The sequence below is a fragment of the Paraprevotella sp. genome (genome assembly GCF_986071375.1).
Window position 1 is genome coordinate 117,537 of record NZ_CFQRNQ010000010.1, and the last position, 19,865, is coordinate 137,401.

Here is a 19,865-nt window from a genome sequence, read left to right on the forward strand (position 1 = left end):
ATGGCAGGAATTATTGTGGACGTTTCGTCCGATATTCAGAAACTCCAAAAGTTAAAAATGGAGATAGAGGATGTCAAAAAAGCACTAAAGCAAATCAATGTGAAAGTTGACATTGATATTGCCAAAGGGATGGAAGCTCAGTTGAAATCCCTTATGGGGCAATATGATGCTTTGGTAAGAAAGGTGTCGGAAGCTGAGGGGAAAATAATGGTTTCTACCAAACGGATAAACGATGCTTCGGAAAAGATTATCAAGGCGCAGGAGCAGCTTTCAAAAGCGGCAGGTATGAATCCGCAATTTGGTAGTGGTAATGTAAAAACAACTGCGAATAATGCGGAAACAGCAAGCGTGCAGGCACAGGCTAAGGCGTATGATGAACTGGCGGCAGAAATTGACGCAGTTATGGGAACGCGTATGCAAAACATCAAACGCTTAATCGAAGAACAGAATGCTATCCGTCTGATAAACGAAGAGATAAAGAATCTGACTAAATATCAGTCAGGCAATTCCTCTTTGACTACGGCTCAACAAAAACGGTTGGAACAACTCAACAATTCTCTGTTAACTCATAAGGCTGCATTGTCGGAAGTTCGTCAAACGTTGATGAACAATGTGAAAATGGATAATGTCGCGGCCACTTCAATGAACGGGCTTTCACAGTCATTGTCACGCATGAAGATTGCTTATCGTGAACTGACGGAAGAAGAAAGGAAATCACCTTTCGGAAAGGAATTACTTGCATCTATTAATCAGGCAGACGCAAAAATAAAGGAGTTGGATGCCACGATAGGAAATCACCAACGCAATGTAGGGAACTATGCTTCGGGATGGAACGGGCTTAATATGTCTGTACAGCAGATAGTACGTGAACTTCCGGCGGCAACAATGGGACTTAACATGTTCTTTCTTGCTATATCGAACAATCTTCCCATCTTGACCGATAATATAAAGCGTGCAAAAATCTCCAACGAGGAATTAAAGAAGTCCGGACAGAAAGGAGTACCGGTATGGAAGCAGCTTGTTTCGTCTTTGTTTAGTTGGCAAACAGCTATGATGGTTGGGATAACTGTGCTTTCAATGTATGGTAAGGAAATTGTGGAATGGACTAGTAATTTGTTTAAGTCCAAAGATGCAATATTGTCTACGGAAGAAGCAATGGAGAAAGTAAATGAATCCTTGGAGAAAAATAACGGAAGTTATGGTAGTAATATTCTTTCGGTCAAGAAACTTTCATCTGAATGGAAAAAGTTGTCTTCTCAAAAAGAACAATTGCAATGGATAAATGATAATAAAACAGAATTTGATAAGCTTGGTATCTCTATAAATGGAGTAAAAGACGCAGAGAATGCTTTTGTCAAAAATACAAGCGCTATCATAGAGGCTTTTAAGTTAAGGGCTAAAGCCACAGCTGCTCAAAAATTAGCGGCAGATGAATATGAAAAAGCATTAGTGAAAAGAAATGAAGCAGAAACAAAACAAAATAAATTAGAAGAAGAAGGCCCAACTGCAGTTGATAGACTTAAAGCCGCTATATATGGTAGGCGTAAAATAGTACCTGGCGCACAAGGAACTATAGGAGCCACAGTTACAGACTACGAACAATCTGTTCGAGATAATATAAAATCACTAAATAGTGAGGCAGATGCCGCAGAGAAAGTTGGTGATGCTTACTTTGATTTAGCAGCAGGGTACGAAAAAGCGGCAAAATCAGAATTGGATAAATCTGGTATTGAAGAATCTCATAAAAAAGTGAATGACAATACGAATAAGATAACTAATCAGCAATCACGTATTGTTGAAATCGAAAGAAAGAATGCCACAGACCGCATCCGCCAACAGGAAGATTTGGAGAATAAAGTGGCCCAATCCCGGATAGATGCCATGGATGAAGGCTTTGAGAAAGAGAAAGCCCAAATGGAACTCAACCATAAAAAAGAGTTGCAGGAGATTGGCCGACAGCGGCAGGATTACATCAATGCCATCATACAAATGGAAAAGGAGGCTTTTGATGCCAAGGAGAAGTTGAAAGCGTCCAAGGACAAGAACTATAAGACAAAGGCATTTGATTCTTCCACCGTAAGTGTTGATACATCCGCGTTCGACATTATGGGAAAGGAAACGAGGGAAAGGCAGAAAATGGAAATAGCGGATTTTTATAAGGATTCCCTTTCTGAATATCAGGACTATGTCACGAAGTACAATGCCACGAGGGAAAAGTTTGCCAAGGAAAGGGAAAAATATAAGAATGCCGGTGTTTCCGGTGCCCAGTTGAAAGAAATAGATTATCAGGAAGAGGAAACGTTAAAAGCCATTGACAATGAGTTTGCCGCCCGTGAGGAAAGTTTTAATTCATGGGCTGACAACGTAATTGACTTGTCACTTGAAAAACTCCGTGAATTGCTTAATCAGGCATATCAGGAGATGATGAACATGGAAATCAGTGACCCGGACAATCCTGATTTGGCACGCAAGAGGGCAGAAGTGGATACGCTAAGAAAATCCTTGGAAAAGAAAGAGATTGAAAAAGAGGTATCTCCAGGAAAGTCCACAAAGGATTGGGACAAGCTGTATAAAGTTCTTACCGATGTGAACGATGTATTCGAGGAGATAGGAGATACTGTAGGGGGAACATTCGGTGAAATCATCTCTTTGGCCGGAGGCATCGCGTCTTCTTCCTTACAAGCGGTGGGTGCCATAAAGGCGATAAATGCGGAAATGTCGGCTCTGGATAAAGCATCCGCAGTACTGGCCGCCATAAGTGCAGGAATGAAAATCATATCAGGTATAGGCAGCTTCTTCAAGGAAAAGTTCGGTGCCGACTACTCGGAATATGAAGCCTTGAAATCCCAATATGATACCCTGATAGACATTTGGGACCAACTCATAGACAAGAAAATGGAGTATATTGACATTGATTACGGCATCGAGGCGCAGAAAGCCGCCGACGAAGCTGCAAGGCTTGTCAATGTACAGATAGAGCGTCAACGGCAACTCATCAAACAGTTGGCTTCAAGCGGAAGTAGTGCCGGTTCCCATTCTCTTGGATACCGTATAAATGACCGTCTTACCGCAGAAGATTACGAACGCATATCCGGCCTCGTTGGAGAGAAGATAACGGCTGAATACCAATTGTGGGACTTGTCTTCCGAACAGATGGAGAAGCTATTGACGGATGAAAGGCTTGTGTCCGTATTGGGTGAGGTGAACGGCGAGTTCATCGACTACATCCAGAACATAGCGGATTATGGGGAGCAGTTGGAAGAAATCGCCCAAAAGGAAAAAGAGGCATTGACCGGAATCGGCCTTGACGAGTTCAAAAGCGGATATGTGGATTTGCTGTCCGACTTGGATTCAACAAACGAAGAATTTGCCGACAACTTCGAGAAATATTTGCAGAAAGCCATATTTTCTTCGCTTATAGCCAACAAGTATAAAGACGAAATAGAAAGCCTGTATAACCAATGGGCGGCAGATTCAGAAAGTGGTGGCAAGCTTACTCCGGAGGAAGCTGAAAGGCTACGGCAAGAACAGAAAGAACTTGCTGAAAAGTTGCTTGCCGAACGGGAACAGCTCATGAACGATTTCGGATGGGAAACGTCAGGTGGTACTTCTGCGCAACAAGCCAGTAACGCGGTCAATGTACAGGCATCCCAAGAAAGCGTGGATGAGACCAACGGAAGGCTCACGGCCATTCAGGAAACGGGATACCGTATCGAGAACGCCAACCAACAGCAGGCCATTGCCATAACTGAACTTAAAGGCTCTATTTCTGGATTGTTGTCTAAAATGGGCGGCATGTACAATATTTCCGACGAGACCCGTACAATTTTGGCCAATTCTTATTTGGAACTTCAACAAATCAGAGAGAATACAGGTGAAATAGTCAAGCCAATCAAACAGATGCAAAAGGATATGGAAGAAGTAAAACGAAACACATCAAGATTATGAAAGGAGAATTACTAATTAACGGAAAAGATGCTTGGACAACATGGGGTGTATGTATGGGAGAAGGATTCATTGATTCAATAGATGCACCTGTACCAATGAAAGACTACATTGAGAATGAAAGCCGGTTGGAGCATGGCAAGCGCGTGATAACAGATAATGCCAAATTAGATTCCCGCGAATTGACATTGTCATTTACCATTACGGGTACCACAGAAATTGATTATAGGACAAAGAAAAAAGCATTCCTGACAGAATTGGGTAAAGGGGTCGTGGCCATCAAAGTCCCGGCACTAGGAAGTGAAGTTTATAACTTGGTCTACTTGGGTAAAAATATATCTTATGGGTTAAGCCTTAACAGGTGTTTCGGAAAATTTTCAGCCAAATTTGAGGAACCCAACCCGGCAAATCGAGGAGATTTGTGACAATGGCCCGATTGTTGCAAAATCGGTTATCCAATATAATGTAGCATGAGCAATATTCATTACTTTTGGGTATATGATAGAAATAAAGGATAACAACGAGGTATTAGTTTTGTCCACACCGATAGGTGTAGGAAGCAAGCGAAAATTTGAGTTGATGAAAGATGACTATATCACGCTCAAATTTTCCTTGCTTTATCCCGTCCGGTTCAAACTTGGATGTCATACAGAGTGCGAATTTGGCCGCTTTGAAATCATAGAAGAACAGAAGCCGTCTTTCAACAATTCCACGGGCGGTTATGACTATGAGTTGAAGATGGAAGCCTCTTACATGAAGTGGAAGAACAAGGTTTTCAAGTACACCCCTGAAACGGGAGGCAATGAGGCGGCATGGGATTTGACGGCGCAACTTTCATACCATCTTGACATCTTCCTGCGCAACCTGAAAGCATGGGGATTCCAATTTAACGGTGAGGACTATGAATATGAGATAGACAATGACGTGAACGTGGACGCCTTGGTCATGCACTATTCCAACACCAACCTCATAGATGCGCTTACCGCCCTTGCGGAAGCCGCAAACTGCGAATGGTGGATTGAGGGCAAGAAAATCCGTTTCGGACGTTGTGAGAATGGGGAAGCTGTGGAAATAATCCTTGGCGAAGAGGCAGAAACCATGAGCCTGTCCAAGAGCAGCGGTGAATATTTCACGCGCATATACGCATTCGGCTCCACGCAGAACATATCATCCCGGTACCGGAAGAAACTGGAGTTCACCATAGACACACTTGACCGTTCTGGAAATAAAAGTGATTTCAAAGATAGCAATAAACCTGTAAACCCGTCTTTTTTCAGGAAAGACCTCATAAAACACCATTCTTATGAAAAACAGATGGACGGTGTAGGCACGGTGTCTGCAAGCTTGGCCACTCCGGACATTAAAGAATATGAGTTGTATGACAATCTTACCATAAATGTCATGCAACTGTACAAATCCCGTTATGTCATTGATTTGTCTTCAATGGTGTTCAGTTATGACTTTTCGTCATTCCCCAATGCCGTATTGGAGGTAAAAGTGGAAATCGTGGCATCCGAAAATGACACAAGCACAGTTTTGTCAGAATCAAGCTATACCGTTGACAATTCAAACAAGACGCTGAAACTGTCCAAGGAAAGTTTTGAAAGTCCCTACGGATTGATACGCAAACTGTATTTACGAATTACATATTCTTGTACTTCCCCATTAGTTACGTATATTCCATATACTCTTGTCGGGGACTGCATATTGAGTTCGGTGTATGGGTATGTGGAAACAGACGTGCATTATGTTGATGAAGATGGTGAGAACCACAAAATAGGAGTGACCATCAACCGCAACGCCATGCCCTATACAGACGAGCATGCCACTTTATTATATGAAATCACGTCAAACGACAAACTATATATAGGTGCCAAATTCACGATTGACGGACTTGTAAAAGGGAATGTCCCCCTCGGCTATTTCGATTCCGACGTTGACGGCCTTACGGTAAACGGGGTTGTACAACGCAGGCTGATGCTTCCTGAAGGCACACCGTATATAGACGTATACCCCGACATGTCACCAGACGAAGTGATAGAGGGCATCGTGACTTTCGATTACGTCTATCCACGCAAGGTGCTTTCCATATCTTCGGTCGAAGAAGAAATGATTGATGTCACGGAAGGCGAGGAAAAGAAACCCACAGGAATGAAAGTACCGGTGTATACCATCAAGACCACCGGGCTTGTGGGGTTCGACAATTCCTATGTGATTTCAGAGAAACTTACGATCACCTTCCAAACCGGAAAGCTTGCCGGACTTACATTCGGCCTTACGTTCCTTCCGGAAAAGAGTGACAATACGTCCACATGCTTTGAAATAGTTGCCAACGAGAACTACGGGGGCCGTTTGCCGGATACGGTAATGAAACCAGAGGCCGGGAATGAATTTGTCATGGCCGGATACGACACGGAATATGTTTTTGAGAACCTTGTCACAGAAGCGGAAGAGGAACTGAAATCTGAAGCAGAGAAGTATGCCGAGAAAATCAGGAACAACATCGGAACCGTGTCGGCCAAACTCATGTCAGACTGGTCAAAGGCACGTAATGAGGCACAGGAAACACCTTGTCCTTTCGATGTAGGCCAGAAGGTAACGGTCAACAACCCCTCATTCTTCCCAAGCCCCCGTACTATGCGTGTGCTTGGCTATGAACTTGCACTTGACATTCCATGGGATTCTCCTGTGTATACCATCGGTGAAAGTGCCTCCTATTCCCGTCTTGGCGCACTTGAAGACAAGATAGATTCCATCAAACTGAACGGAAGCCGTTACTTTTCTGGAAAGGTTAGCTCTTCAACATCAGGTACAAATGTGTATTTGATAAAGAAGGACGATGAAACCGAGCCGTCGGATACAAACGCCTATTCTTCGCTAAGGACAGACAAGGAGATAAAAGAAGGGATAAAAAAGAACAACAAAGAATTGGCCAAGAAGTTCCTTTCAAAGTTAAACGATGATACCGCTTCGGGCATCATTACTTTCCTCCAAGGGCTGATAATCGGTAATTTTTCATCCGGCGAATCCGGCGGCCAGATCTCTTCCGACGGGGCGGCGGAACTGGCCTCGCTTCTGCTGAGGGGGGCATTGGAAATTGGGAAGTATTCCGCAGGGAAATCGGGCGCGAAGATTGGCGCGGACGGGGCTGCGGAACTGCTTAATGTTTTGGTGCGTGAATTAGTGACAGCCAACGGGATACAGTCGCCGGGATTCTCGACAGGGGCATTGGGCACGGGGCTGTGCCTGAAAATGGACGAGAACGGGGATTCCTATATTGAGGTTGACCGCATGCTTGTGCGCAAGGTGGCCGAGTTCATCAAGCTTGTGATTCAGGAAATCAAGCACGTGGGAGGACAGATTATCCTGACGCCTGCCTCCATGTCGTGCGTGAATGTGGAAGACAAGGGGGATTATTACCGCTGCCATTTCACGGCCACGGACGGTGAGAAGACGGTTGAGAACCAGTTTGTCGTGGGTGACTTTGCCCGTGCGCAGACGTTCAACGTGAAGGAGGGCGTGAACGAGAACGTGAAGAACACTTACTACTGGCGTCTGGTGACGGGCGTGGGTGACGATTACATCGACCTCTCGAAGACGGACTGCGACGCGGGCAGCACGGTTCCTGCCGCCGGTGACGAAATCGTGCAGTTGGGGAACCGGAATGACGCGGCACGTCAGGCGGCCATCATCCTTGCGGCTTACGGGAACGACGCGCCTTACATCAAGATGTACCGTGGCATCAACTCTTACAAGTTGGACGGGAAGGAGTTTGTCTCGTTCTCGCGCAAGGAAGTGAACATCATCGCGGACGTGTTCAAATGGTCAAGCGGTGAATCCGTGAAGGACTACATTGACGGTTCGGTGGGAGAAGTCCAGGACAAGGTGGACGAAGTGAGCGGCAAGGTGGAGGACGCGGTGGAGCGTCTGGCGGAGCAGCAGAATTACATCGCCGCCCTACAGCAGACCTCCGAGGACTTGCAGGACCAGATTGACGGCGCGATTGAAAGCTACTTTGAAAAAACCGACCCGACGACCTCCAACTACCCGGCGAACGAGTGGACCACCGAAGAACAGAAACAGTCACATTCAAACGACACCTATACCAACATCAGCACGGGCAAGAGTTGGAAGTGGGTAAAAGACGGCAGCACGTGGAAATGGAAAGCCATCGCGGACACGGCCACGGAAAAGGCTTTGGCCGCAGCGGCCAAGGCACAGGACACGGCTGACGGCAAACGCAGGGTGTTCGTCAGCCAACCCACCACGGGGCAGGCTTACGACGTGGGCGACCTTTGGGTGAACGCGACTTACGGGGAGACGTACAAGAACGACTTGCTGCGTTGCAAGACCTCCAAGAAAGAGAATGAGGCTTTCTCCATCTCGCATTGGGAGCTTGCCTCACGCTATACGGACGACACTAAGGCCAACGAGGCCAAGACTGCCGCAGACAATGCGGCCAAGGCCGCGAAAAACGCCCAGGCCGATGCCAACGAGGCGAACTCCATGCTTTCGGACATCGCCAACGACAACAAGCTTACGGCGCAGGAGAAACAGCAGGCCAAGAAGGAATGGGACGTGATAGTTTCCGAGAAGCCGAAAAACGACGCTTCGGCTGACAAGTTCGGAGTATCCAAGACAGCCTACGGCTCTGCATACACGGCTTTGAGCACGTATGTCACACCCCTGTTGTCAGATTTAAGCTCCACGAGCAACATCACGGGTACGGAGTTCAGGGCGAAGTTCAAGGCTTACTATGACGCGCGCACGGACTTGCTGAATGCCATATCGGCAAAGGCAAAGGAACTGGCCGACAACGCGCAAGAGGCGGCTGACGCGGCGGCGGAGAACGCCTCGCAGGCCATAGAGGACGCGGCTTCGGCGAAGAATGCCGCCGACAAGGCACAGGCGGACGTGGATGCCGAGAAGGAGCGCATGGACGATTGGGCGGCCGACGGCAAGTTCTCCCCTTCCGAAAAGAAGCAGTTGAAGGAGGAACTCGCCCGCATCGACGGGGACAAGACGCAGGTCGCGGACGGTTACACGAAGTACGGGCTTGGCACTCCCACGGCTTATAACACGGCTTACACGAACTACCGGAAGGCCATCAACGGCGTGGTGTCCTCTTCTTCCGAGACCGTGGCCATCCCTTCGGACTTCGCCACGAAGCGCACGGCGTACTATACGCAGAAGAGTGCCGCCCTGACGGCCATTTCGGACGCGGCGAAGGCGTATGCGGACAAGGTGGTGGCGGGGATTGAAGTCGGGGGACGGAATATCCTCATGGAGACCAACCAAGGGAAGAAGAGGTGGTACGCAAACACGAATGAGGGGGAGACGCTTTTCACCATTTCCGAGTGGGTTGACGAGGGGGTAAAAGGTGTGAAGTTGGAACTTACCAAAAAACCATCCTCATGGAGTATCATTTATTACAATTTGAATGGCACATTGGATTTGCTTGAACCCAATACCACCTACATGCTGAGCTTTGATGTATTGTCCAATATATCAAATACATTATCAGCCACAATAATGGGCTCCAATGCTACGGGAAAACTTACCAATAGTCCTTCATTCAGTTTTGAGGCCAACAAGAGGAAACACGTCGTGTTAAAGCTTGTAACAAACGACCTGTCGGAAAAAGGTTCGCAAGTGTTGTACTTTTCTTATAATAAAGTAAGTTACATCTGTTTCAAGAACCTGAAACTCGAAAAAGGGAATGTTGCCACCGCGTGGACACCCGCCATCGAGGACGTGAACGGCATGATAGAGGATGCGCAAAAGGCGGCTGATGACGCAGCGGAAGCGGCCAAGAAGGCGCAGACGGATGCCACGAATGCCAACAAGGAACTGACGAACATCAAGAGCGACAACCTCATATCCCCCATCGAAAAGACAGCCCTGAAACAGCAGCAGGCGGACATCCGTTCGGAATACGGCGAGATTACGGCCAACGCGGCGCGTTATTCGGTATCGACTACGGCATACAAGGCGGCATACGACAAGGCTTCGGCCGCGCTTACGAAATATACGGCTTCTTCACCGGAATATATCACGGTGGGGAGCGACTACGCGAACATATCAGCCTACTACGATGCGCGGAAGACCATACTCGATGCCATTGCCGCTGCGGCGAAGAAAGCTGCGGACGATGCGACGAACAAGGCGAACCAGGCGGTTGAGGACGCGGCGCGTGCGGGGCATTACCTGTTGGACTTGGACAACGATTCGGGCCAGGTGGCTTGTGACGCTGACGGTAATGTGACGGGTGGCTACCCTACCACGAACGCGAAGGTGTGGTATGGCACGGAGGTGGACACGGGATGGACGTTCAAGGGTACGTTCAGCGGTTGCACGGGCAGCGTGGGCGCGTCTTCGGGCGCGGTGACGGTCACGGGGATGAGCAAGGATGACGCTTCCGTGACGGTCACGGCCACGAAGAGCGGGAAGCCGGAACTTTCGGCAGTGTTCACCGTCGTGAAGGTACGGTCGGGACGTGACGGAACAGACGGAACGAACGGAGTTGGCATCAAGTCCATAACCAACAAGTATGCCGTATCGGCATCGAACACCACCGCACCGACATCGTGGAGCGACACGGTTCCGACAATGACCACAACGAACCGTTACCTGTGGAATTATGAAATTGTCACCTATACCAACGGCACGACAAGCGAGACCAAGAAGAGGGTCATAGGTGCATACGGGAATACTGGCAACACGGGAGCGACGGGGGCGACGGGTGTGGGTATCAAGTCCATTACGGAATATTATTTAGCCTCTTCGGCTTCGAGCGGAGTGACAACTTCAACGTCAGGTTGGACGACTTCGGTACAGACCACCTCGTCTTCCAAGAAGTATCTTTGGAACTATGAGGTGGTGACTTACACCAATGACACGAAATATACGAGCAGCCCGGTGATTATCGGTACTTATGGGGATAAGGGTGATACTGGTCCACAGGGTGTACAAGGTCCAAAGGGTGCTGACGGGACGCCCCGCTATACTTGGATTCGCTATGCGGACAATGCGTCCGGTTCAGGCATAAGCAACTCGCCTACGGGAAAAACTTATATCGGGTTTGCTTATAACAAGACCACCGCCACGGAAAGCAACACCCCTTCGGATTATACATGGTCACTTATCAAAGGCGAAAAGGGCGACACGGGCGTTCCGGGGGCAAAAGGGGCTGACGGGAAGACCACTTATACATGGATTAAGTATTCCGATAACTCGACGGGCAGCGGGATGTATGACACTCCCAAATCCACGACACAGTACATCGGCATAGCAGTAAACAAGACTACGGCCACGGAAAGCAATACTCCATCGGATTACACGTGGTCTAAGTTCAAAGGTGACGACGGTGCGGATGGGAAAGGCATCAAGAGTACCGCCGTGACTTACCAAGCGAGCACTTCGGGGACTACGCCTCCCACGGGTACATGGAGCGCGTCCGTCCCGTCCGTGGCTGCCAACCAGTACCTTTGGACGCGCACGGTAATCACCTATACGGACAATGCCACATCCACTTCGTACAGTGTGGGCAAGATGGGTGCCAACGGGGCAAAGGGAGACAAGGGGGATACGGGACCGGCAGGTGCTGACGGTGACGGTATCGTTTCGGTATCGAATACTTACCAAGTAGGCAGTTCGGGCACGACGGCTCCGACGGGAAGTTGGAGCGCAACTGTCCCTTCACCACAGAAAGGCAAATACCTTTGGACGAAAACGGTGACGACATACAAGAAGAGCGACCCTACTACGGTGTACTCCGTGAGCTATTACGGCACGGACGGTACGGCGGCCAAGTACGTGAGGGTGGCCGGTGACCAAGTGTTTGTATATGCCAACAATTTTTCAGGGAATCCCACTCCTACCTCCATTACGCTGACGGCCACCCTCACGGGTACATCCGGCTACCAGTGGAGCTATAAACAGGCGGGGCAGACTTCTTTCACGAACATATCGGGAGCCACGTCGCAGACTTACTCCCTTGCGCATAACAATTCAGCGGTATGGGGCAGCGCGAAGTCTGTGACCATACGTTGTACCTCGGGTGGTGTATATGACGAGATGACGATAGCCAAGGTTTCTTCGGGTACCAACGGTACGAATGGCAAGGACGGCACGAACGGTACGAACGGAAAGGACGGTGCCGCCGGTAAGAACGGTGCGGATGCCTACACCATAATTCTGGGCAACGAATCGCATGCCTTCCAAGGGACGACGAGCGCGGCCATCGCCGCGTCCACGAAATGCGAGGTTATCGCATATAAAGGTGCCACAAGGGTGGCGGCAACGATTGGTACTATAACCGGAGCACCATCGGGAATGTCCACGAGCATTTCAAGCAACGGAACCACATCGGCCTCGTTCACGGTGTCCGTCACTTCTTCGTTGACTACCGGGCAGGGAGTGCTTACCGTGCCCATTACCGTGGACGGGAAGTCCTTCACGAAGAATTTCTCTTTTTCCGTGGCTTTCAAGGGTAACACTGGCGCGACGGGAGCGGCAGGGAAAGGTGTCAAGAGCATCGTTGAGCAGTATTATCTGTCCACTTCCAATACGGCACAGTCGGGCGGCTCATGGGTGACCGCTCCTCCTGCATGGGCGAACGGCAAGTACATGTGGACGCGTTCCGTGATAACCTATACCGATAATAGCAGCACCACTACAAGCCCGGTGTGCGTTACGGGGGCCAAGGGCGCGACGGGCGACAAGGGGGCGACGGGTGCAACCGGGGCGCAGGGTGCAACCGGGGCGGCAGGAAAGGGCGTTTCCTCGGTCGATGTGCTTTACTACCTCTCCACTTCTGCTACTTCTTTGTCTGGTGGGAGTTGGTCAACGACAGCTCCTGCATGGGTAAACGGGAAGTACATGTGGAGCAAAACGAAGGTAACCTATACCGATGGCAGCTCCAAGGAAACAAATCCCGTGTGCATAACGGGGGCGAAAGGTGATACGGGTGCAACGGGTGCCAAGGGCGACAAGGGACAGCAAGGGAACCCGGGTGCCGATGCCGTGTTCTATTCCATAGAGCCTTCCGCGACCATCGTGAAGAAGTCATACAAAGAGGACGGCAGCACCATCACCATATCCCCCGCGTCCGTGACATGCAAAAAGTACAAACATGTGGGCAACGCCCAAAGCGAGACCACGGAGAAGACGTTGAAATACCAACGTGTGGGCCAGGACAGTTCGATACAGAATTACACGGGAGCCGTAGCCGTCACACAGTCCACCAAGGAGATTGTGTTCCAACTTTATGACGGGAGCACCCTCATGGGCGGTTGTACACAAAGGGTTCCGGTCATCGAAGATGCCGGGGCGCTTAAGGAATATTTTGACGTTAAATTAGAAGCGACAAATAAAAAGTTTGAACAGACATACATAAAGAATGAGACATTCAAAGATTTCAAGACTGATACTGAAACAACCTTAAGAACTCATTCATCCCAAATCAGCCAACAAGCCACGTTAATAAGCCAACGTGTAGAAAAAACTTCATTTGACAATTACAAGACAAGTGTGTCAAATGAGTTCTCTGAGGTGAAACAGACCGCCAGTGACATCACTACCACGGTGAGCGGCCTTAACGGCAAGGTTTCGACGTTGGAGCAGACGACGAGCAAGATTTCCTTGAAGGTGAGCAGCATCTGGCCGGACAACCTTTTCCCTGACGGCAGTTTTGAATACGGTGGGCTTTCCAATCAGAACCTGTCAAATTGCACTGTTTCGATAGACGGTTCCTCACATATACATGGCAGTAAAAGTTTGAAAATACAGTGTAAAACGGGGAACTCATGGGTATATTTAGGCCGTGCACAGGTACCTGTTGTTGACGGGAAATTATATACCATAGTCATGTGGATACGAGCCACATCCTCTTTCACAGAAAGCGGTGGTGCTACAGGGGCTTACTTTTCAACAAACAACCAGCTTGAACTTGCGGGCTTCACTGCATTTCAACCTGCATTTACTTCGGCATGGACAAGGAAAACATACAAGGTGACAGCACCAAGCGGTAGTAAGTTCCTTGTACTCCGGCTTGGCACGGCGGGACAGACAACAAACCGCACGTTGTACTTTGACGGGATAATGGTGTTTGAGGGTGATTTGACTGGAGATCCTCCCACCTCATTCATTGAAGGCAAACGTGACGGGGAACTTGCCACGGGAATAGACGTGGTGAACAAAAAAATCACCGTGACGGGCGACCAGTTTGTCATACGTAACAATGCCGGGGATGTAACGGCAAGCGTGGACGCAGACGGGGTGCTGAAAATAGGAAGCGGTGAGTTCTCGGGATACATGAAGACCGTTCCGCAAATAGACCCCAACAATAACAGCGTCATGGTGACGAGGGACGTATTGAAGAAGGGTGGCTTCTTCTGTTTCCCCACAAGGGACGGAAGTTCGCGTGGAACTGTGACATTGCCCACATCCGGGGACTACTTGGGGACGCACCTCTACATATACAGCGGGAGCAGCGTGCAAACGTCTGGAGCTAAAATTTCCTACAACGGGGTGGAAAACTACACCTCGCTTGTCGTGAGCACCTCTTGCACGTACGTGGAACTCGTGGCCGTGCCAAACTCTGTGGACGCGGCAAGATGGCATGCCTACCAGACAGGACAAAGCAGCACGCTTCCTGACATCGTGTGGCTCTTGCTCGTGCCTGGCGGTGCAAAATATACATCGTCAAACAATGTGCTGACCATAAGCAGGGCATGATTGAGGGAACATCCAGTGGAAAGAAATACGCTAAATTCAAATAACATTATTCATTAATTAAAAAAAAGTATTATGGAGATTAAGAAAAACAGCACGAGAGTGATTTACAACGGAGAGGCCACGACGGCAAATGCCAAGTACAACATCGAGTATGAGACGGACGGAAAGGAACTGGTACGCGTGAACGCCTCGGTGAACAAGGTGGAGGAAGTGGAGTTTCCCATGGAGGACGGCATGCGGAAAGGCGTGCAGGAAACGAACGTGGGGTACATCTATTACGAGAACGGCTCTTACACGATGTCGAGCTTCCCGGAGAGCGACGAGCTTCCGAAGTACGTGTCGGATGCCATACAGATAGTGAAACAGATAAAGGAAGATGCTTCTGCCTGACTATTGAAACAACGGGTATAAGGCAGCGATGCCTGCCTTACCTGTTTTTCAGGTGGCTTGTCTTGTGGTACCGGGGGCTTTGGCATTAATTATAAAAAATCATTGTAATGGAAAAAGTGATTATTGATTTTATAGAAAATCACATGATGAACCACATCATACTGATAGCATTATGCGTGGCGGCCACGATAGGCGCAATGGCCGTGGATTTGGTCTCTGGGGTACAAAAGGCCAAACAACGCGGCGAGGCGCGGACTTCCACGGGGTACAAGAAGACGGCCACGAAGGCAAAGAAGTACTTCACGCCTTTCCTGACGTTGTGCTTCATCGACATCCTGTGCTGCGTGGTGGTTCCCATACCGGTGTTCTCGATGTTGTGGACGGCTTACTGCATTTTCTGCGAGTTCGTGTCGGTAAGGGAGAAATCATGGCAGAAGGAGGAACTCCGGAAGGCGGAGAAGACGATGAGGGTAATCATCGACAACAAGGACGAGATAGCCAAGATGGCGGCAGAGCTTCTGTTTCAAAGGGAACATGATAATAATACAGTAAAGAAGGAGGAAAAGTGACATGGCACTCAGGAATTTGAATTTCACCCTACAGGGTGACAGGTATGTGGCGGAAGAGACGGTGAACGCGGACTATGCTCTCCATCTGGAACGGAAGGAAGGCGGCGGGTTTTACATCTCGCAGCGGAGTTCGGACGAGGGGACGTTCGTGCCGTGCATCCTGCCGAACACGTTGTACAATCCCGGACAGTTCATAGACTGGTGCTTCGGACACGGCGTTTATCCGATGCACATCAGGATTGAAAGCATGACGGAAGTGACGAAGGCCACTATCAGGGAGGCGGAATGATGGAGAGGATGAACTATTCACGGTTGAACATGGCGGGGTTGGGAACGACCCGCGCCAATTCTTCCGGCATCATAGGGCGCGGGGACCCGTATGAGCTTGTCGGCAACGCCCTGCTCTTGGAGGAAGGCAAGGCTTGGCTTTGGGCTGACGGAAGCCCCGTTATGATGGCGGAGGTGACAAGAAGGACAGTAAGGAAACAATTAAGACACAAGTAGTCATGGCAGTAGAAGGAAAGACGATATTACAGACCCCGGAACGCACGGAGCTGACGGGGAAAGAGGGCATCCCGTTCCAGGAGGGTGAGCGGAACGGGCATGTGCTGTTGGAGAGAATCAATGAGTATGTGAGTGGAAACGTAGTTTACATTTTACCGGGAGCTTTAGAAACGACAAAAGATTGGTCTACAACAGACGTGGAATCTATTGTAGGGAATTGGGATGAGTTTGTGGAAGCCGTAAATCATAAAGTCGTAATTGCAAAAGTTTCAATTGGATATGATGGGATTATAGCATATATTCCTGCAGGAATCGTCAAGCTTGATGGATTTATTGGATTTTATATAAATGCAGGCAATGGCATTTTTGTATACTCAATATCATCAGATAGAATATCCCTTGAAACTTTAGTAGTTGTCCCCAATGTCATAAACAACCTGAATTCTGATAATGAAGAAAGTGCTCTTTCGGCCGCACAGGGTAAAGTGTTGAATGACAAGATTGCGGAAATCTCAAATCCGGCCTCTGCGGACAAGGACGGTTTGATGTCGAAGGAGGACAAGAAAACGTTTGACAGCATCCGATTCAGCGAAAATGAGAATAGTATTTGGTTTAATGGGAAGAAGTATGGTGCATACAAGCTTAATTACAAATTGTATGAATTATCAGGAGGAAGCTTAAATCAAAGTGACATTATTAATGCACTTGATGGATTCACCCAAGAACATTGGGACTTAGTGAGTGAAGGCGGTATTGGATATATTGTATCTCCTAGTGAAGGTATTGCTTCCACAACACTATGCTCTCTGAGAGCCTGGGTAGATTCAAGTTATAAGTATCTGTCCATAGTTATATACGGGGTAGAAGGTATCATGTATTTATTGTTTGATTATAACAATAGTAGCAGTACATATGAGGGGACAGTAGTTCTTGATAGGTCATATATAGGTAGAGATGAAATAGTTAACAACCTTACTTCCACTAATACTGATAATCCACTTTCAGCAGCGATGGGAAAAGAACTAAATGATAAAATTGAGTCCATAAAATCGGAAATTTCTGCATTAAGGGATGAAATAGAAGCACTTAAGGGAAGCGGGGCATGAAAACGGGGAGGCACGCCGCCTCCCCCTGTTAAACTTAAATATAATACCATGAAAAACATATTAGTTCTTCGGGCGTCCCTCACGGGAGGCGATGGCAAAGTTAAACAAAAAAATGTAGATATGAAAGCGAGCAACACATTGATTGAGGCGATAAAGAGGTTCGAGGGTTTCCGGGGCACGGCTTACAAGTGCCCGGCGGGCGTGTGGACGATAGGCTACGGACATACGGTTGGCGTGAAGCGTGGCGACAAGATGACGGAGGGCGAGGCGGAACGGCAGCTCAGGCGTGACTTGGCAGAATATGAGGCATTTGTGGACAAATTAGGCGTGACGGAGCGTCAGAACAAGTTCGACGCATTGGTGGACTTCGCGTACAACCTTGGGTGCGACGCGTTGGCCGGTTCCACACTTTTGAAAAAAATACGGGCTTGCGCCCCGGATGCGGAGGTGCGTGCGGAGTTCATGAGGTGGGTGTATGCCACGGTGGCCGGGAAGAAGCGGAAGCTTGACGGACTGGTGAAGCGGAGGAAATGGGAGGCTGACAGGTTCTTCAATATCGCATAGCCATGGGAACGAGTGAGGAGTATTGGCCGATGCTTGACGACGGGGGCTGTAACAGCCCTTCTGACGGCCATGCGGATGGGGGCGACGGGAAGGGCTTGCCGCCTTGGTTGGTCTTCCTGATGTTGGCTTTGGGTGCCTGGATGTTGGCACGTGCGTTGGCGATGTGAATGAATGATTATTAACCCGGTGGCGGGGAAGCGGTCTTTGACTTGGTGGGATTGTCTATTTTGATAATATTATAATCATAATTCGCAGATGATAGGACAAAAAGACTATCAAGGTTTTTATGTTATATAACATATATACGTGCAAATAAGACTTACGTATCGAAATTATTATTATCTTTGTAGAATGAAACAAATTATACCTATACCAAACGTACCAAGAGATGACAGGATTGGAAGTGTGTTTAATCACTTGTTCAAAGTCATATATGCTACAAGATTGTCTCATGATGACGTAGTATGGGATTTCAGTGACACAACTTTTTTTCACCCCTTTTTCCTTGCTCCATTTGCTATTTATAAAAGTTTGTGTGGGAAGAACATAGAATGTCGGAATATGCCATCTTATTTAAGTTCATATTTGGATTCTATATATTTTCATACTTTTCTTGACATAAAGGATGATTCGGATTTGCAGAAGTCACTTCAATCTTATTCGGAAAAGTCGTATATACCAATATGTCGTTTTTCTCTAAAAAATAAGAATATAGACAGAATGCAATCTTTGGTGCAGGCAACGATAGAAAAACAGAACAAACTTGATTCATCGCTAAAGTCGGCTATTTCTTATATGTTGAGTGAGTTGATATGTAATATAAGTGAGCATTCGGAAAGTGAGTTTGGTTATCTATATTCTCAGAGGAAGGGTGATGCACTTAATATATGTATTGCTGATGCAGGTGTTACGGTGTATGGAAGTTATCTTCGGGCGAAAAAATATTTGGAAAAAATATCAGGTAATGAAGCGGAAGCTTTAAGAATTGCCAATGAGGGTTTTTCCACAAAAGACCTTCCGAATGCGGAAAACAGGGGGTTTGGCTTATCCACCACGAAGCGCATGATTGTAGATGGTCTTGGAGGCTCTTTCTTTATGTTGTCCGGTGGTGCATTTCATCGTCACAATAAGGATGGAATACAATACATAAAACTTCCAGAATATATTTCTTGGGATGGAACAGTGTTATTGATACGGATTCCTTTGACCGTTCCTTCCGATTTTAATTATTATAAGTATATTATTTATTAAAAGTGAGAATTATGGAAAATGTAATTAATGTATTTGACATTTTAGGTACAGAAGTACGTTCTCGCTCAAATGCGGAACGTATAAGGGATAAGATGCTCCTTGGTTCTGTGAATATTATTAATCTGCGTGGAATAGAATTTTTATCACGTTCTTTTGCAGATGAGTTATATAATATCATAAATGAGTATTCCGGAACGAAAATTTCGAATGCTATCGGAGCTGTAAATAATATGCTTGAGATTGTAAAATCAAGCCGTCAGCAGAAACGGGTAAGGCGAAATGAAAATTCAGACATTAAGGAATTTGATGATGTAGATAGTTTCTTGACGTATGTAGATACGTTTTGATTTTTATAAAGATTGAATAAAAATCGGCAATCCCACACAAACAAGTCGGGGTTGCCGATTTTTCGTTGCCACAAAAAGAAGTAGGAATGAATAGATTTTTTAAAGTGTTTTGGCCTTGGCTGATGGTGCCGGTGTTCTGGCTCGTGGTGGGGCTGTCGTTGTTTGCCATGTGCGGATGTGCGAGGGTGCAGTACGTGCCGGTGGAGACGGTGAGGATAGACAGCGTGCATGGTGCGCGGTGGTCTGTGGACAGTGTTTACCTGAAGGATTCGATTCACGTGGAATTGAGGACGGAGAGGGACACGGTGTATAGGACGGAATACAAGTACCGGACGCACTGGAGGGAGCGCGTGGTGAGGGACACGTTGGTGTCGGTGAGGACGGACAGCGTTGGCGTGCCTTATCCTGTGGAGCGGAAGCTTTCGAGGTGGGAGGAAACGAAGCTGCACTAT

General features: G+C 47.9%; 13 protein-coding genes. All 13 read left to right on the plus strand.

The annotated features are described in order from the left end of the window. On the plus strand, positions 1-3,948 hold the full coding sequence (locus tag AC5RDV_RS07240; RefSeq protein ID WP_282748613.1) for a hypothetical protein: 3,948 nt from the start codon (positions 1-3) through the stop codon (positions 3,946-3,948). Next, on the plus strand, positions 3,945-4,370 hold the full coding sequence (locus tag AC5RDV_RS07245) for a hypothetical protein (RefSeq protein WP_282748614.1): 426 nt from the start codon (positions 3,945-3,947) through the stop codon (positions 4,368-4,370). Before AC5RDV_RS07240 ends, AC5RDV_RS07245 begins: the two co-directional genes overlap by 4 nt. Positions 4,371-4,443: 73 nt before the next feature. Further along, complete coding sequence (locus AC5RDV_RS07250) at positions 4,444-14,682, plus strand: carbohydrate-binding protein (protein WP_282748615.1); 10,239 nt, start codon at positions 4,444-4,446, stop codon at positions 14,680-14,682. Between the two features lie 72 nt (positions 14,683-14,754). Beyond that, complete coding sequence (locus AC5RDV_RS07255) at positions 14,755-15,072, plus strand: hypothetical protein (RefSeq protein WP_008626134.1); 318 nt, start codon at positions 14,755-14,757, stop codon at positions 15,070-15,072. Between the two features lie 107 nt (positions 15,073-15,179). After that, complete coding sequence (locus AC5RDV_RS07260) at positions 15,180-15,641, plus strand: hypothetical protein (RefSeq protein WP_008626135.1); 462 nt, start codon at positions 15,180-15,182, stop codon at positions 15,639-15,641. A 1-nt stretch (position 15,642) separates the two neighbouring features. After that, positions 15,643-15,930: a hypothetical protein gene (locus AC5RDV_RS07265; protein WP_282748616.1), complete on the plus strand. Its 288-nt coding sequence runs from the start codon at positions 15,643-15,645 to the stop codon at positions 15,928-15,930. Beyond that, positions 15,927-16,145: a hypothetical protein gene (locus tag AC5RDV_RS07270; RefSeq protein ID WP_282748617.1), complete on the plus strand. Its 219-nt coding sequence runs from the start codon at positions 15,927-15,929 to the stop codon at positions 16,143-16,145. The genes AC5RDV_RS07265 and AC5RDV_RS07270 overlap by 4 nt, the downstream gene beginning before the upstream one ends. Before the next feature lie 2 nt (positions 16,146-16,147). Then, positions 16,148-17,251: a hypothetical protein gene (locus AC5RDV_RS07275; protein ID WP_282748618.1), complete on the plus strand. Its 1,104-nt coding sequence runs from the start codon at positions 16,148-16,150 to the stop codon at positions 17,249-17,251. A gap of 120 nt (positions 17,252-17,371) precedes the next feature. Next, on the plus strand, positions 17,372-17,815 hold the full coding sequence (locus tag AC5RDV_RS07280) for a lysozyme (RefSeq protein WP_040602650.1): 444 nt from the start codon (positions 17,372-17,374) through the stop codon (positions 17,813-17,815). 2 nt (positions 17,816-17,817) lie between these two features. Then, the gene (locus AC5RDV_RS07285; RefSeq protein ID WP_282748619.1) at positions 17,818-17,982 is read left to right on the plus strand and encodes a hypothetical protein; all 165 of its coding nucleotides are present in this window, start codon (positions 17,818-17,820) and stop codon (positions 17,980-17,982) included. 184 nt (positions 17,983-18,166) lie between these two features. After that, positions 18,167-19,066 carry a hypothetical protein gene (locus AC5RDV_RS07290; RefSeq protein ID WP_282748620.1) on the plus strand — a complete coding sequence of 300 codons (900 nt, stop codon included), beginning with the start codon at positions 18,167-18,169 and terminating at the stop codon, positions 19,064-19,066. Between the two features lie 11 nt (positions 19,067-19,077). Then, entirely contained in the window at positions 19,078-19,413 is a 336-nt protein-coding gene (locus tag AC5RDV_RS07295; RefSeq protein ID WP_281795344.1) for a hypothetical protein, read from the plus strand. 86 nt (positions 19,414-19,499) lie between these two features. Next, a partial coding sequence (locus AC5RDV_RS07300; RefSeq protein ID WP_282748621.1) for a hypothetical protein occupies positions 19,500-19,865 on the plus strand: 366 nt, incomplete at its 3' end.

What these genes read in the sequence shown, in the direction of transcription:
- AC5RDV_RS07285 (WP_282748619.1), top strand. Translation starts at nt 17,818, where the DNA reads ATGGGAACGAGTGAGGAGTATTGGCCGATGCTTGACGACGGGGGCTGT.
- AC5RDV_RS07260 (WP_008626135.1), top strand. Translation starts at nt 15,180, where the DNA reads ATGGAAAAAGTGATTATTGATTTTATAGAAAATCACATGATGAACCAC.
- AC5RDV_RS07250 (WP_282748615.1), top strand. Translation starts at nt 4,444, where the DNA reads ATGATAGAAATAAAGGATAACAACGAGGTATTAGTTTTGTCCACACCG.
- AC5RDV_RS07280 (WP_040602650.1), top strand. Translation starts at nt 17,372, where the DNA reads ATGAAAGCGAGCAACACATTGATTGAGGCGATAAAGAGGTTCGAGGGT.
- AC5RDV_RS07240 (WP_282748613.1), top strand. Translation starts at nt 1, where the DNA reads ATGGCAGGAATTATTGTGGACGTTTCGTCCGATATTCAGAAACTCCAA.
- AC5RDV_RS07275 (WP_282748618.1), top strand. Translation starts at nt 16,148, where the DNA reads ATGGCAGTAGAAGGAAAGACGATATTACAGACCCCGGAACGCACGGAG.
- AC5RDV_RS07245 (WP_282748614.1), top strand. Translation starts at nt 3,945, where the DNA reads ATGAAAGGAGAATTACTAATTAACGGAAAAGATGCTTGGACAACATGG.
- AC5RDV_RS07270 (WP_282748617.1), top strand. Translation starts at nt 15,927, where the DNA reads ATGATGGAGAGGATGAACTATTCACGGTTGAACATGGCGGGGTTGGGA.
- AC5RDV_RS07255 (WP_008626134.1), top strand. Translation starts at nt 14,755, where the DNA reads ATGGAGATTAAGAAAAACAGCACGAGAGTGATTTACAACGGAGAGGCC.
- AC5RDV_RS07295 (WP_281795344.1), top strand. Translation starts at nt 19,078, where the DNA reads ATGGAAAATGTAATTAATGTATTTGACATTTTAGGTACAGAAGTACGT.
- AC5RDV_RS07265 (WP_282748616.1), top strand. Translation starts at nt 15,643, where the DNA reads ATGGCACTCAGGAATTTGAATTTCACCCTACAGGGTGACAGGTATGTG.
- AC5RDV_RS07290 (WP_282748620.1), top strand. Translation starts at nt 18,167, where the DNA reads ATGAAACAAATTATACCTATACCAAACGTACCAAGAGATGACAGGATT.